We start from the raw sequence: 15,041 nt of genomic DNA, 5'->3' as shown, positions 1-15,041 counted from the left end.
TTCCAGACGCGGTGAAGCGACAGCTTTCTTTATTCCGACGAGCTCATCGGCTTTTAACAATCATTTGAACTGCTTCATTAATTAAATCCTCCGCTGATTCTCCTTCTTCATGTGCCTGACGAATGCATCCTTCCAGGTTCTTCGCCACGATGTACCCGATTGCACGGTCCATTGCAGAACGGGCAGCGGAAAGTTGGGTGATGACATCTTTGCAGTCCTTTTCTTCTTCCATCATCTTCAACACGCCCCGGACCTGTCCCTCAATTCTCTTCAACCGATTCTTGGTCTCCTGACCGTAGACGCTTTTTTCCTTCAATTGATCCATGTCTTTTTCCTCCTCTCCACTAACACCCTTTATCTTATTTTGATAACAGCGCTTTGCGTAATTCCTATATTGTACTACTATATTATTAAATATTCTAATGAAAAGGAAGAGAGCCGAGCTATGACGATAATCGATCAACTCACACGTATATACCCTTCGATCTTATTACAGAAACCTAAAAACAGAAAAGAGGCAGCAAAATTCCAATGGTTTACGACGGAGGACGGCGATTTGGTCGGTATTGACAAAGCTGCACTTCACGATAAAGAAGCAGACCTGCTGTCGATTTTCCTCACGCCGATCAACGAGAGGCACGGGGAACCGACAAGAGAAGCCCAATGGCGGCAAATACTTAAAGGCCAGGACAAAGCTCCTGATTTCCATCCGCCTCGGGCCTTTCGTTTCTTAATTTTCTCCATCAAGGATACAACGCCTGATAAGGAATCGATACAAGAAGCTTTCCAATCGCTTTTCCCGGAGGAAGTACCAATTCTTTGGAAGAATAACCGGGAAGGAATGATTATTGAAGAAGTATTTCAGGAAAATCAGGAACTGCTCACTTTGGAAGGCATCCCGGACATATTGATGAGCGATCTCTATACCGACATCCGCTTCTATGTCAGTGATACGGAAACGCATATTCAAGATGCGCGCACCGTATTCCTCTGGTCCGAAAGGGCAGCAGCTATTGCAGCCGATTATCATTTGGGTCCCGTCGTGTCCTCCATCGAAATCCTGCCGTACCTTTTTCTAGATTCTCTGAACAGAGAGGATTGGAATTATATGAAACGAACCGTTTTTTCAGATATGGACGAGGAGAAGGAACTGCTTGATACCATCCGGGTGTTCCTCGAGTCCGGTTCCAACACGACTCTCGCGGCTAAGAAATTGTATATGCACCGGAACAGCCTGCAATACAGGGTCGACAAATTCATTGAAAGAACAGGACTGGATGTAAAGAAATTTGAAGTGGCAGTCCCGGTATATCTGGCTCTTTTGCAAATGGAACAGTAACATCCGACAAAGTGCACAAACCAATTCGACAGAGGTTTGTGCACTTTGTCCATTTACCAGATCAAGGAACTCCGCTACACTGAAGCTAATAAGAAAACGTTTTCAGAAAGCGTTTTTAAAAATTAGCACAGGGGGAAATGATCATGGCAGAGTTAATGTTGAAGAATATCGATAAGATCTATGATAAAAATGTGAAAGCGGTAGATGATTTCAATTTACATATCGACGATAAAGAGTTTATCGTTTTCGTCGGTCCTTCCGGCTGTGGAAAATCCACCACTCTCCGGATGATTGCCGGATTGGAAGAAATCAGCGGCGGCGACTTCATGATCGATAATAAGCGCATGAATGATGTTGCTCCTAAAGACCGCGATATCGCGATGGTCTTCCAGAACTACGCCTTGTACCCGCACATGAACGTTTATGATAATATGGCATTCGGCCTGAAGCTCCGTAAAATGGACAAGAGTGAAATTGAGCGACGCGTAAACAATGCTGCCAAGATTCTTGGTCTGGAAGCTCTTTTAGACCGTAAACCAAAAGCGTTATCAGGCGGACAACGCCAGCGTGTTGCGCTGGGTCGTGCCATCGTACGTGATGCCAAAGTGTTCTTAATGGATGAACCGCTCTCCAACTTGGATGCGAAACTTCGTGTGCAAATGCGTGCCGAGATTCAGAAGCTGCACCAGCGCCTGCAGACGACAACGATTTATGTTACCCACGACCAGACGGAAGCGATGACAATGGCGACGAGACTTGTCGTTATGAAAGACGGAATCATTCAGCAGGTCGGTGCTCCTAAAGAAGTTTATGACAAGCCGGATAACGTGTTTGTCGGTGGTTTCATCGGTTCTCCCGCCATGAACTTCCTGAACGGAACGCTGGCAGATGGGCACATTGAGCTCGGTGAAATTAAGATTGCCGTTCCTGAAGGTAAGATGAAGCCGCTTCGCGAGCAGAATTATATCGGCAAAGATATTATTCTCGGCGTCCGCCCGGAAGATATGCACGACGAACCTTTGTTCATTGACGCCAACCAGGATAAGAAAATCACAGCTGATATCGAAGTTGCGGAACTGATGGGATCCGAATCCTACCTGTATTCCAAAGTAAACGACCAGGAATTTATCGCACGTGTGGACTCCCGCTCAGACATTCAAGGCGGAGATAAGATTGAATTAGCGATCGACATGAACAAAGTCCACTTCTTCGACAAAGATACAGAACTTCGCATCCATTAATATACGTCAATCTTACAGCCACCGATTTTACGTATAAACGAAAAGAATCCGGCAGAACCAATAATGGTCATGCCGGATTCTTTTTTTTCATTCCTCTCCTTACACCTGCCGGATATCCTGCCACCCGCATGAATCACATACAAACAAATGAACACATGTACCGGTACCAGAGTTCTCCACTCCGTCCACGAGATCGGTGGCATTCTGATCGAGATAAGGACTGTAATCATCGAAATAATCCGCCGCACGGCCTTCGTCCTTCATGAGGTTCGGGCATCGCGGGCAGTTATACTCCTGGTCCCCCCAGCCATTGCATGCACTGCATTCCTGCATAAGTGGACTCCTTTAACAAAAAATAAGGAGGAAGGGCTCACCCTTCCTCCTTCGTCACCAATATTTATTTTTGGTATCCACCGAACTGTTGTTCAGCCATTTGTACAAGACGCTTAGTGATCTCTCCACCTACAGAACCGTTAGCGCGAGCTGTAGTGTCAGCACCAAGTTGTACGCCGAATTCTTGAGCGATTTCGTATTTCATTTGGTCTAGAGCTTGTTGTACGCCAGGTACAACCAACTCGTTTGAACTGTTGTTGTTAGCCATCGTGTCTCACCTCCTGTCCTGTGTAATCGTAGTATGGGTCGGACATCTGTTTTTTATGTCAAAAAAAACAGAGGAAATTTTTGGAGATAAAACGAAAAGAGATCACGATGGCTGAAAACCCTTGGTATTACTTACTTTGCGTTCGGTTTCGTCATGGATTTAGGATCTACATATTCTTCAAATTGTTCTTCTGTTAACAGATCCAGTTCGACTGCCGTCTCTTTCAGCGTCTGATTTTTCTCATAAGCGGTCTTGGCGATTTTCGCCGCATTCTCATAACCGATATGCGGGTTCAGGGCTGTGACAAGCATCAAGGAATCGCGCAGATTCTTTTCAATTTGTTCGTGATTCGGTTCAATTCCACTTGCGCAGCGCTCATCAAAGGAAACGATGCTGTCGGCAAGGAGCTGTGCAGACTGGAGGAAATTATAAGCAATGACAGGTTTGAATACATTCAGTTCAAAATTTCCCTGACTGGCTGCAAATCCGATGGTCGCATCATTTCCCATTACTTGGGCCGCCACCATCGTCACGGCTTCACTTTGAGTAGGGTTCACTTTACCAGGCATAATGGAGCTTCCCGGTTCATTGGCCGGGATCGTAATTTCACCGATGCCGCAGCGTGGTCCGCTGGCAAGCCAGCGCACGTCGTTGGCGATTTTCATCATATCCGCGGCTAATGCCTTTAAAGCTCCGTGAGCATGGACGAGTTCATCATGAGATGTAAGCGCATGGAATTTATTTGGTGCAGAAAGGAAAGTTTTTCCTGTCGCTTTATTGATTTCAGCTACGACATGATCGGAGAAATCGACATGAGCGTTGAGCCCCGTTCCTACAGCTGTGCCGCCGATAGCTAATTCCTTCACATATTGAGTGCTTTCAATCAGCATTTTTTCCGTCTTTTCAAGCATACGGTGCCAGCCGCTGATCTCCTGTCCCAATGTTAAAGGAGTGGCATCCTGCAAATGGGTTCGGCCGATTTTAACGATCTCATGAAACGCTTCCATTTTTTCATTCAATGTTTGTTTCAATTGTACGAGAGCCGGAAGTACAACGTCTTCGACTTTTCTTACGGATGCGATATGCATCGCCGTCGGGTAGGTATCATTCGAGCTTTGTGATTTGTTTACGTCGTCATTTGGATGGAGACGCACTTCTTTGCCTTGTTCCTCCAGCCACTGGTTTCCTACGTAGGCAATGACTTCATTGACGTTCATATTGGACTGTGTACCACTACCTGTCTGCCATACGACCAGTGGGAAATGCTCCTCCAGCTCCCCTGCGATAATCTTATCCGCTGCGTAGGTGATGGCATCCGCTTTATCCGCTTCTAAAAGCCCGAGCTCTGCATTCGCCCTGGCTGCACTTTTCTTCAATATAGCGAATCCTTCCACAACTTCCTTCGGCATCTTCTCTTCCCCGATCGGAAAGTTCTGCTTACTCCGCTGTGTTTGTGCTCCCCAGTATTTTTCACTTGGCACTTTGATTTCACCAATGGTATCCTTCTCCATACGATAATCCATAAGAATCCTCCCTTTCACCATTTCATTTTCTGCCATTTCATTGTATCAAGAATCTTTTGAACAATCACGTACCGTTCCGATTCTTTTTGACAAAATACTACTTATTTTAATTCAGATTATTTACATTTTTCTGATTTTTATGTATAATGACCGTATCAAGCAACCATTGAACACATCGTCCATAATTGCTTGATCTCTCAAGTGGGTATAATGTGGTGAAAAGGGGCCTTGCAACGGGCTCCCTTTTTTTGTAGCGTCTAAAATGGACGAGTGTTTACATAGGAGTCTTGTGTGTAAGGAAAAAGAAATAAGATAATTGAGAAACACGGAGTTGATCTATATGAAAATAGCTGTATTTGGAGCAACAGGACGAGTTGGCTCGCTTGTTGTCAAGCATGCCATAGAAAGAGGGTTCGCCGTAAAAGCGTTGGTAAGAGACCGCTCGAAAGCAGAAGCGATGATCCCGGGTGCGGAGCTTATCGTCGGAGATACGAAAGAAGAGGCAGCCGTCAGACAAACCCTGGATGGCTGCGATCTTGTTTTCAGTGGCCTGAGTACGGATAAAACAGATACATTAACCACATCATTTCCTCACATTATTCAAGTAATGAAGGAAAAGGGAATCAGCCGCATTGTCACTATTGGAACCGCCGGCATACTGAACAGCCGGCACGAGGAAGGGAAATTCCGCTTTGAAACCAATGAATCCAAGCGGAAGCAGACATTCGCTGCGGAAGAACACGCCCAGGTTTATCGACTATTGCAAGCGTCCGACCTTGAATGGACGATTATATGCCCCACTTACCTTCCTGACGGTGGAAAAGAAGGAATTGTGCGTTATGAAATAAACAAACTGCCGGAAGACGGCAAAAAAATAACGGTTACAGATACTGCGGAATTTGCTATGCAGGAAATGATCGACAGCCGATTCCCCCAAAAAAGAGTCGGCATCTGCTATTAAGATAGATTTTGTCTTGGAGTGTACGATGAAAAGAAACGTTGGACAGCTGCGGACTGCATGAAAGATGTGCTGGTCGCGGGATAGCTTCCGGAACAGCAAAAAGAAGTATTACCGGCAGCCCTTAAAGCAGCGTCCCATTTGAAGCATCCTGCTCCTTAAACATCACTTCTTGAAAAAAAAGAACTCCCGTTCATTGGAAAGGGAGTTCTTTTTTTACTCATTCCTTATAAAAACCGAAAAATTCTTCCAATGACTTGGATTCTTCATGGACTTCCGTAGAGTATTCCGTCCCTACATACCGCAGGTGCCACGGCTCATACGTATAACCTGTTATGTCTTCTTTTCCTTCTGTATATCGGATAATGAATCCATATTCGTGAGCATGCTCAGCGAGCCACTTTCCTTCCGGTGTCTCCCCGAATGATTGATCGAGCTTGAATGCCATTTGAGCGGACGTCACGTCCATGGCAAGCCCTGTCTGGTGCTCACTTGTACCAGGTTCGGCGGAAAAGGTATCGGTCTCCTCTTTTCCGTATATCTCCACATTGCGATCGTAAATTTCCGTCTGACGGTCATACGAGCGATAACCGGAGGCAGCGACGATGTTCATCCCATCTGCCTCTGCAGCAGCAATCAGATCCTCCAGAGCCCGTGCCGCAGGTTCACGCAGCTGCTTCTTCTCCTGGAATTCTTCAAAATAGAACGGGACGTCTGGAACGGTCAGATCATTCGGTACATAATCACCGGGCAGCTTTCTTTCCTTGTTGACCACAGCGGTGATGCTCTCCGGCTCACCAACCTGTACTGTCCCATCCTCCAAGGCTATGTCTTCGGACTGCTCCTGCTTCGTTTCCTGAGACTGTTTCTGTTCGGATGTCTGTTGCTTCTGTTCCGCCGAAGCCGGAACGGTTTCGTCCTTCTGCTCTGTCGTTTGAGTGTTGATGGAACACGCAGTCAGCGACAGGCTGATCATAGTTATTGCCAGTGCTTTTTTCAATGTTATTACCTTCCTATATCTGTATTCATATAGTCTACTATAACACTCAGAGGAAGATGTTGCATATGGGAAACCCTTCTCTTTTCCATTAAAAAAAGCCACTGCATGTCCCAGTGGCTTTATCATTTATTCCCATGTGAAGGGTTGATATTGTTTACTCAAGCGCTCGAATTCTTCGCGGTCATGGTTATCAATGGCCCGGTTTATCTGCTCGTCCAGGCGTTCTTTATTGAATTGATAACTTAAGTGATCTAAAAGCAGACGTGAGGCAAGTTGAATACCATAGGACAATTCTCTCTTTGCCGTAATCTCTTTCCCTTTGTATTCGGGGTCCCGACGGATAACGTAAATGATCTTTTGCTTTCTCATTTTGAATACCCCCTTCATGCTTTTTTTCATTATGCAGGATTTATCAAGCAAACGCAACAAGTTTTCTGAATATTTAGTTATATGATTCCCATTTTAAAAATTTATAAACCTGCAAAAACGCATTAATAGAGGGCTGATTCCAAGATTCCCACCTTACCTCTGAAACAAAAAATGGTAATTAAGAACCAATTGGAATTCGTATCCGATTCTATACACGTCTGAAATAAAAATAGACGCGCTTTTTGAAGCAGTCATGTATCCAGGAGAAGGAGCCGGGCCGGCAGGTAGAATCGTTCCAACGTCGATGAAGGAGATTGTATTCTGCATTGCTGAGGGGTTTCCGACATAAAAAAAAGCAGCTTCTTAAGAAGCTGCTTTCTCCCTTACCTGTTAATTTTACCGGCGACATCGAGTGTGCGTCGGACCTGATGACGAACGGCCGGTTCAATATCTTCTTTCATATTGCCATCCGCATCGACGCTGACGCTTGTACCGTAGGGATTTCCACCGGAAGCAAATATTGCATCATCCGTATATCCGGGCGCAGCAATGAGTGCCCCCCAGTGAAACATAGTCGTGTAGAGATTCAGGAGTGTCGATTCCTGTCCTCCATGAAGGTTTTGCGCAGAGGTCATGGCGCTGACCACTTTGTCGACGAGCTTCCCCTGGAACCAAAGTCCACCCGCCATATCCATATACTGCTTAAACTGTGCCGGTACGTTACCGAAACGGGTGGGAACACTGAACAAAATGGCATCAGCCCAGTCCATGTCATCCACCTTCGCTTCTTCCACTTCATCCTTCGTCTGTAAGTAATGTTCTTTCCAGGCAGGGTTCTGCTCAATGGCCTCCATCGGTGCAAGCTCCGGGACGCGAAGAAGCTTCACCTCTGCTCCTGTTTGCTTCGCTTCCTCTTCCGCCCACTTCGCCATCTTATAGTTCGTTCCTGTCGAACTGTAATAAATGATTGCCAGTTTGACTTGAGACATACAGATCACTCCTTTTTTTAAGTTAAAGGTAAAATCGTTACTCTCCTACTATCTGTCATATTCTTCGTACAATACACTGCCTTCTATACCCGATTGCCTCTAAATGGAAACAAATAGATTTAATTATCAGATATATTTATTATCAAAAAGATTCCACATACTAAACACCATTGAGTTTTTGAACAAAGGCAACTATCCTTACCTCAGCCAAGCAAGATGCCTGTGGAAAGCATTTTTTCTCTAGACTCAACGAAAATGTATCTGGTAAGCTATATCTTGCTTTTATCCGAATACATCGGGGGTTGAAGAATGAATGATTACGATAATTTGAAGAAAGGTGAGCGTGGAGCTTGGGTAAGTATCATTGCCTACGTCATCCTCTCCATCGCCAAACTGACGATTGCTTCCATCGGTGATTCCGAAGCGCTTCGAGCCGACGGATTGAATAATACAACCGATGTAATCGCCTCTATCGCTGTACTGGTGGGGCTGAAAATTTCCAGGAAGCCGCCTGATGCTGATCATCACTACGGCCACTTCCGCGCAGAGACAATCGCTTCCCTGATTGCAGCGTTTATCATGATGACCGTCGGTCTGGAAGTAATTATCGGTACCGTTCAGGACATCCTGGAACAGAAATCAACGCAGCCGCAGATGCTGACCGCCTGGACCGCTCTTGTCGCCGCTGTCATTATGTATGGCGTTTACCGCTATAATTTAAACCTTGCTAAGTCGGTCAACAGCAGTGCCGTCTATGCCGCAGCACAGGATAACCGCTCCGACGCCCTTGTCAGTATCGGCGCAGCGATCGGGATATTCGGCGCCCAGTTCGGAGTCTTTTGGCTGGACCCTCTGGCAGGTCTTATCGTAGGCCTCATCATATGCAAAACCGCTTGGGATATTTTCAAGGACTCCACCCATACCCTTACCGACGGATACGATGAAGGGGACTTGGAGCACATACGTGAAGCCATTGCTTCTCATCCGGAAGTGTGGGCGGTAAAGGATGTGAAAGCGCGTCTTCAAGGAAACAAAACACTGGTCGATGCGATCATTCACGTCGATCCCAACATCACCATTCAACAGGGGCATGACATTACAGATGAAATCGAAGACCACTTGGAGAAAGAGAACAACATTACTTATGCCCACATTCACATCGAGCCCTACGAAAAAGAAGAGGATTAAGAAAAGCCCCTGCTGGAATTCCAGCAGGGGCTTTTCTTCAGTTTAATTTTCCTAAAAGATCTAAAAGGTTACGCCATCCATACGCAGTCTCCTCGTATGTTCCTTGTCCGATGGTCACCTTTTCCGCTTCCACCGGGTCGGCGCCATATTTAATATAAAAACGGCTGGACGGGTTATTGGTCAGCACCCATACGAGCAGCGATTGATATCCGGCTTCCAGCATTCCTTCCGTAAATGCTCTCAGCAGCTGCTTTCCGTATCCTTTTCCGTGGTATTCTTCCAATAAATAAATCGCGTATATTTCTCCATCATACCCGTAGTTTTTCGTCCGCTCTTTCCCCCCGGAAACAAATCCTACGGGCTCGTGATCATCGTTCTCAATGACATAGGCAATTTGACCGTTCACCGGTTTTTTCAGGACGGTTTCCCATAACGCGATTCGATGTTCGACCGTCGTATTGCTTAAGTCCTTCTCTGCTATTAGATCCTTATACGTAGATTTCCAGCTTTTCACATGTATTTCTGCTATAGTGGCTGCATCTTCAAAACGGGCCGTTCTTACTTCAGGCATGGTACTCGTCCCTTCACTTAAGATGCTTCTATTGTATCAGAATGCCTTGTAAATAGCAGTCTTCTTCCCGTTGCGGCCGTCAATAAAAAAGGATGATACCTGAGGGCATCATCCTTTCTCCCTTATCTACACTGGAAGCTTGCTATTAACCGGGTGTCGAAACCGGTATAAACCCATTGCTGCCGGCGGCGCTGCCATCTGTATCCCGCGACCGACGTCCTCCCGATGAACGTCGGATAAAACCAGAAAGAGCTGCCATTCTCTAAGCGAATCCACGTATTCCGGTACATGCAGCCGAACAGAGACTGCGGATCCACAGCAAGGGGGGCAGGAGACTGGTACTGATTTTGCTGCGGTTCCGGCGGAGGAGGGGGCGGAGGGGGCGGCAGCTGTCCTGCACCACTTCCACCTCCAAACGGCGGTCCTGGAGGCCCGGGTGGGAGCCCTGGAGGTCCAGGGGGGCCTGAAGGGCCGGGCGGTCGTCCCGGCGGCCCGAAAGGAAACCATTGTTGTCGGTACATAACGATCAAATCCCTTCCGCGAATTATCCTTATACGATATGCACCCCAACCAGAGGTGTGCCTACAACGTCAGGAGGAACACCACGATGACCGCACCAAGAACCACTCCTATGACGGGTACTTTCAGCCAGGCTAACAAAACGGCCGCAAGACCCGCAATGATACCGACCTGCGGGGCATCCGGCTTTACACGCAGAATACCAGGAAAGATTAACGCTCCTAACGCGGCGTAAGGAATGGCATTTAACCACCGATCCACCCAAGGAGGAAAGCTGACGAACCCGGCAATCCATACCGGAGCAATGCGAGGGATGGCTGTAACAACGGCCATACCGATAATCATCCAAACGATCACTTACCTTCTCCCCCTTCTTCATCCGGCATCCATATCCCGAGGAAGCCGCCGATTACCGTACCGAGAACAATCGACCATCCTTCACTCATCTCAGGGGATTGACAAATAAAATTAATGAGCATAGCCGCTCCTGCTATGGATGCGACTCGAACACTTCCTTTTAAAGATGGAATTAATAGTCCGATAAACATCGCATATAACGCAATTCCCATGCTGTCACTCAGACGTTCCGGCATGACATCCCCGAGCACTCCTCCGAAGAAAGAACCCGCAACCCAGGAAACATAAGCAGTCAAAATAAGAGACGCATAGAAATACGCTCCATGCCGCTCGTCGGCAGGATCCTTATATAAGGAAGACATAGCAAACGTTTCATCCGTAAGTCCAAGCGCCATCGGAAGCTTGGGTTTAACGGCAATCCCTTTTAAACGATTGACAAAAGAAAAGCTCATGATAAAATGACGAAAATTAAGAACGAATGTAGCAAGGATGATTTCAATGATTCCGGTTCCCGAAGCCACCATACCTACAGCCAGGAATTGCGCAGCTCCGGCGAACACCAATACGCTCATTAAGGTCAATTCCACCATAGTCATCCCCGACCTTCCCGCCAGTACGCCATAGGTCAAGGCTACAGGGAGATAACCGAGCATGATCGGCATACCTGCAACAATCCCGTTCCTTACCATATGTAAACGTGTCGCAGGAACAGGCGTTCCAATTAGTGATGCTCCCATCTAGCAACCCCTCCTGATCGACTAAGAACTTCACAATATTTACAATATACAGAATATCAGGATCAAAGAAAATAGACTAGCATAAAAAACCATTGACATGGAGCCTTGTTTTTCATATTATGTATTTACTTACTTCATTGCACAAAAGCGTTCAAGCGAAAAAGAATATATACGTATCAGGAACTCCGAAGTAGAAGTGGAAAGAGCAGCAGTCAGAGACCGGATGAAATGGTGGAAATCCGGGCCCTTCCAACTTTGAATTACAGGGTTCGCTGCAGATGATACACCAAATGAGCGGGTAAGTTATCTTACCAACAAGGGTGGTACCGCGGAGTAAAGCTTCGTCCCTGATCCAGGACGAGGCTTTTTTGTATGCAGAAAAGAACAGGAGGAATAGGATATGTTACATTTACAGCCCAAATCACTGCCCGGCATCATAGAATCCATTATTATGCTTTTGATCACAGTGGGAGTCATCAGTTATTTCATTATAGGTCTGCAGGCAACTCCCCATGTACCGATTCTGATCGGCATCTTCATCATGATCGGTTACGGTCTCTTAAAGAAGATGTCGTTTAAGCAATTGCAGCACGGAATGGTCGAAGGTGCTCAGACGGGAATGGGAGCCGTTCTGTTATTCTTCGTCATCGGAATACTTATTTCCAGCTGGATGGCGAGCGGTACCATTCCCGTACTTATGAATACAGGCTTCCTGCTGGCCGGAGGTCCTTGGTTCCTGGCCATCATCTTCGCGGTCACAGCCATCGTAGGCGTCGCCCTGGGGAGTTCTTTTACAACCGCAGCAACTGTCGGTGTCGCCTTTATGGGTGTAGCACAGTCCGCAGATGTTTCCTTACCCATGACAGCGGGAGCAATCGTCTCCGGTGCTTTCTTCGGAGATAAAATGTCACCATTGTCAGATACAACCAACCTAGCCTCTACCGTCGTAAAGGTCGACTTATTCGATCATATCAAAAATATGGCCTGGACGACTATTCCGGCTTCCATTCTGACTTTCGTGCTTTTCATATTTCTGTCTCCTGATGCATCGACGAATACAGAAGCACTGGATGAATTTCGTATCGGTCTTGTGGACACCGGATTAATGCATTGGACGTCTTGGATTCCTCTTCTTGTCTTAGTTATCATGACGATGACCAAAAGACCGGCGTTCTTATCTCTCGCCATCAGCAGTATGACTGCCACTGTCATCGCAGGTTTACGGGGAATCCTTGACTGGCAGGCATTATGGAGTACTTGGTTTGGAGGTTTTCAGGGAACGACTGGAAACGAAGTCATCGACCAGTTGCTAACCCGTGGCGGGATGAACGGAATGCTCTTCACCGTTTCTCTCGTCATTCTGGCACTCGCATTAGGAGGATTATTCTTTGTTACAGGAGTGATACCAGCCGTTCTCTCCAGCGTTCAGAGCACTTTGAAGTCCGCACGGGCAGCGACCGTTTCGACAGCACTCACAGCCATCGGGATCAATGTTGCTATCGGAGAGCAATACCTTTCCATTCTCCTGACAGGAGAAGCATACCAAAGCGTGTATGAGAAAGCAGGTCTTGCGAAGAAGAACCTCTCCCGGACACTGGAAGATGCCGGTACAGTAATCAATCCGCTCGTTCCGTGGAGCGTGTGCGGTGTCTTCCTTGCCGACGTTCTCGGGGTTTCGGTGCTGGATTACCTACCTTTCGCCTTCTTCTGTATCCTCTGTCCGATACTCACGATCCTTTTCGGATTGACGGGAAGGACTCTGACACCGAAAGCAGAAGAAACATATCGAAAAGTGAATTGAACAAAGGTAAAAAGAGCGCACTCTGCGCTCTTTTTTTCAGCTTTCAGAAGAAATATTGACAGGAAAAGCCATACCTTTAACGCAGATCGGAAGCCTTATTACCATATCCTGTTTCCGCATCCCCTCTTCTTGAATAAAGCAGGAGCGAACCACTCAAAATAAAGAAAGGAAAAGAAAGAGGTGAAGCGATTGGAAACGTTCGAGCATGGAGAACATTCGAATGACGATTGGCATATGGGGCATGCAGAGGCAGAGGAAGTTCTTCCGGACCTTGCATTTTATAGAACACTGATTGCAAATGTGGTATTTATAGGAAACAAGGACACCAAGGACTGGGTATTGATCGATTGCGGCATAGCTCATTACAGCAAACGGATTATTGAAGCGGTAGAAAAAAGGTTTGGACAGGACAATCCCCCGCGGGCGATCCTCCTCACTCACGGTCACTTCGACCATGTCGGATCTGCGAAGAAGCTCGCGCACCATTGGGAAGTACCCATATATATTCACCCGTTGGAGATGGATTATGTAACAGGCAAACGGGATTATCCGGTTGGAGATGCTACAGTTGGAGGCGGGCTCTTCTCGCTGTTGTCCCCGTTCTTCCCAACAGATCCGGTCGATCTGAGCAAATACGTTCACCCGCTTCCGGAAGATGGAACACTTCCTTTTTTAGAGGATTGGCGTATCGTTCACACCCCGGGACATACACCGGGACACGTCTCCTTGTTCAGAAAGCAGGACAGGACGCTGATCGCAGGCGACGCCTTTATCACGGTTCAACAGGAGTCAAGTATGGCTGTGTTCATTCAGCATCAACACGTCCATGGGCCACCTGCCTATTTCACTCATAACTGGGACGATGCGGAAAAATCCGTCAAGGCATTGGCTGCACTGAACCCTGGAGTAGCGATTACCGGTCATGGGCTTCCAATGGAAGGAGAGCTCCTGACGACCCAATTGGAGGAGCTCGCAAAAAACTTCAAAGAGCTCGCGGTGCCGAAGCATAAGCGAAACATCCATTAGCCCGGCGAAGAGACGGAAATTCATCCGTCTCTTTTTTCATTTAGTAAAGTATCAAGCTGTCTAAGTCCAGCCAGCAGACGTGGACCAGGACGACAGAACAACGATTCCTCCAAGACGTGAATCCTCTCGTATTTTAACGCCTTAAGCCCGTTCCACCCTGATCTTTTCTTTAGTAGATCGGGATTCATCTTATCCTCCGCAACGCCGACCCAGACCATGCAGATATGATCGGGATCTCTCCTCTTCACTTCTTCCCAATCGGTCTTATAATTAGCGATATCCTTGTCAGCAAAAATATTGACAGCACCAGCCAGCTCGCTTATCTCCGTCAACCAGTTCTTTCCTCCAGGACTGAACACCGGTTTGGGCCACCACTCCCAGTAAAGAGAAGGACGAACCCCACTCTCCCTGTTTTTCTGTCGATAGGAATCAATTTCTGCGAGAAATGCCGATGCTTTTGCTTCTCCTTCCCGCTTTACTCCAAGAGCTGTGCCTACTTTCCTGATTTCCTCGCCGATCTCATAAAGACTGTCCGCCTTCAATATAATGTAGGGCAAGCCCCGGTCTTCCAGTGCTTCGATATTTTTCTCCATTCCCGGAACGGATAACGACGCAAGGACGAGGTCAGGCTTCAAAGAAGCCACTTTATCCATATCTATGGACAAATCCGGGCCAAGTTTTGGCAGCTTCTTTACTTCCACCGGGTAATCAGAATAATTGTCGACACCAACCAACAGATGTGTCTGATTCAAATACGCGACAATCTCAGTATTGCTAGGAGAAATCGACACAATTCTCATGTTCCCACCTCTTTTTTCAGAA

At 46.9% G+C, this 15,041-nt stretch carries 18 protein-coding genes; 6 read left to right on the top strand and 12 right to left on the bottom strand.

Annotated features, from left to right (window positions below; all coding sequences use genetic code 11):
* Positions 1-43: 43 nt before the first annotated feature.
* Positions 44-325: a metal-sensitive transcriptional regulator gene (locus M662_RS05430; RefSeq protein WP_008634743.1), complete on the bottom strand. Its 282-nt coding sequence runs from the start codon at positions 323-325 to the stop codon at positions 44-46.
* A gap of 120 nt (positions 326-445) precedes the next feature.
* Between M662_RS05430 and M662_RS05425 the strand changes: the two genes are divergently transcribed.
* A complete protein-coding gene (locus M662_RS05425) occupies positions 446-1,339 on the top strand; it encodes a PucR family transcriptional regulator (RefSeq protein WP_026578331.1) in 894 nt (297 codons plus the stop codon).
* A 143-nt stretch (positions 1,340-1,482) separates the two neighbouring features.
* Positions 1,483-2,580 (top strand): ABC transporter ATP-binding protein, encoded by a 1,098-nt coding sequence (locus tag M662_RS05420; protein WP_008634738.1) that lies wholly within the window; start codon positions 1,483-1,485, stop codon positions 2,578-2,580.
* A 99-nt stretch (positions 2,581-2,679) separates the two neighbouring features.
* On the opposite strand, the gene M662_RS05415 is transcribed toward M662_RS05420, so the two are convergent.
* The 3 genes from M662_RS05415 to fumC all read right to left on the bottom strand — a co-directional run bounded on the left by M662_RS05415 (position 2,680) and on the right by fumC (position 4,704).
* Positions 2,680-2,913, bottom strand: a complete 234-nt coding sequence (locus M662_RS05415) for a hypothetical protein (protein ID WP_026578330.1) — start codon at positions 2,911-2,913, stop codon at positions 2,680-2,682.
* Between the two features lie 64 nt (positions 2,914-2,977).
* Positions 2,978-3,181, bottom strand: coding sequence for an alpha/beta-type small acid-soluble spore protein (locus M662_RS05410; RefSeq protein WP_008634733.1), 204 nt, complete (start codon positions 3,179-3,181; stop codon positions 2,978-2,980).
* 131 nt (positions 3,182-3,312) lie between these two features.
* Positions 3,313-4,704 (bottom strand): class II fumarate hydratase, encoded by a 1,392-nt coding sequence (fumC, locus tag M662_RS05405; RefSeq protein ID WP_026578329.1) that lies wholly within the window; start codon positions 4,702-4,704, stop codon positions 3,313-3,315.
* Between the two features lie 340 nt (positions 4,705-5,044).
* Here fumC and M662_RS05400 point away from each other — a divergent pair, with 340 nt between their 5' ends.
* Positions 5,045-5,665, top strand: coding sequence for an NAD(P)-dependent oxidoreductase (locus M662_RS05400; protein WP_026578328.1), 621 nt, complete (start codon positions 5,045-5,047; stop codon positions 5,663-5,665).
* A 217-nt stretch (positions 5,666-5,882) separates the two neighbouring features.
* Here M662_RS05400 and M662_RS05395 read toward each other — a convergent pair whose 3' ends face one another.
* The 3 genes from M662_RS05395 to wrbA all read right to left on the bottom strand — a co-directional run bounded on the left by M662_RS05395 (position 5,883) and on the right by wrbA (position 8,020).
* Positions 5,883-6,662, bottom strand: a complete 780-nt coding sequence (locus tag M662_RS05395) for a M15 family metallopeptidase (RefSeq protein WP_035388439.1) — start codon at positions 6,660-6,662, stop codon at positions 5,883-5,885.
* Positions 6,663-6,788: 126 nt separating this feature from the next.
* Positions 6,789-7,031 (bottom strand): IDEAL domain-containing protein, encoded by a 243-nt coding sequence (locus M662_RS05390; RefSeq protein ID WP_008634724.1) that lies wholly within the window; start codon positions 7,029-7,031, stop codon positions 6,789-6,791.
* Between the two features lie 383 nt (positions 7,032-7,414).
* A complete protein-coding gene (gene wrbA / locus M662_RS05385; RefSeq protein WP_162129278.1) occupies positions 7,415-8,020 on the bottom strand; it encodes an NAD(P)H:quinone oxidoreductase in 606 nt (201 codons plus the stop codon).
* 309 nt (positions 8,021-8,329) lie between these two features.
* Here wrbA and M662_RS05380 point away from each other — a divergent pair, with 309 nt between their 5' ends.
* Entirely contained in the window at positions 8,330-9,208 is an 879-nt protein-coding gene (locus M662_RS05380; RefSeq protein WP_008634720.1) for a cation diffusion facilitator family transporter, read from the top strand.
* A 37-nt stretch (positions 9,209-9,245) separates the two neighbouring features.
* On the opposite strand, the gene M662_RS05375 is transcribed toward M662_RS05380, so the two are convergent.
* The 4 genes from M662_RS05375 to M662_RS05360 form a co-directional block, all read right to left on the bottom strand.
* Positions 9,246-9,779 carry a GNAT family N-acetyltransferase gene (locus M662_RS05375; RefSeq protein ID WP_026578325.1) on the bottom strand — a complete coding sequence of 178 codons (534 nt, stop codon included), beginning with the start codon at positions 9,777-9,779 and terminating at the stop codon, positions 9,246-9,248.
* A gap of 122 nt (positions 9,780-9,901) precedes the next feature.
* On the bottom strand, positions 9,902-10,300 hold the full coding sequence (locus tag M662_RS19445) for a hypothetical protein (protein WP_201276725.1): 399 nt from the start codon (positions 10,298-10,300) through the stop codon (positions 9,902-9,904).
* Positions 10,301-10,361: 61 nt separating this feature from the next.
* Positions 10,362-10,655 (bottom strand): AzlD domain-containing protein, encoded by a 294-nt coding sequence (locus M662_RS05365; protein ID WP_026578324.1) that lies wholly within the window; start codon positions 10,653-10,655, stop codon positions 10,362-10,364.
* Positions 10,652-11,392 (bottom strand): AzlC family ABC transporter permease, encoded by a 741-nt coding sequence (locus M662_RS05360; protein WP_026578323.1) that lies wholly within the window; start codon positions 11,390-11,392, stop codon positions 10,652-10,654. Before M662_RS05360 ends, M662_RS05365 begins: the two co-directional genes overlap by 4 nt.
* Positions 11,393-11,792: 400 nt before the next feature.
* Between M662_RS05360 and nhaC the strand changes: the two genes are divergently transcribed.
* The gene (nhaC, locus tag M662_RS05355; protein WP_008634710.1) at positions 11,793-13,193 is read left to right on the top strand and encodes a Na+/H+ antiporter NhaC; all 1,401 of its coding nucleotides are present in this window, start codon (positions 11,793-11,795) and stop codon (positions 13,191-13,193) included.
* 189 nt (positions 13,194-13,382) lie between these two features.
* A complete protein-coding gene (locus M662_RS05350; RefSeq protein WP_026578322.1) occupies positions 13,383-14,219 on the top strand; it encodes an MBL fold metallo-hydrolase in 837 nt (278 codons plus the stop codon).
* Positions 14,220-14,239: 20 nt separating this feature from the next.
* Here the strand turns inward: M662_RS05350 and M662_RS05345 are convergent, their stop codons facing one another.
* Positions 14,240-15,019 (bottom strand): cobalamin-binding protein, encoded by a 780-nt coding sequence (locus M662_RS05345; protein WP_026578321.1) that lies wholly within the window; start codon positions 15,017-15,019, stop codon positions 14,240-14,242.
* Between the last annotated feature and the right edge of the window lie 22 nt (positions 15,020-15,041).

Source organism: Bacillus sp. SB49, assembly GCF_000469135.2.
Lineage (GTDB): Bacteria > Bacillota > Bacilli > Bacillales > Halobacillaceae > Halobacillus.
Note: the sequence above shows the minus strand (reverse complement) of the source record. Positions and strands in the feature narration are given on the sequence as shown.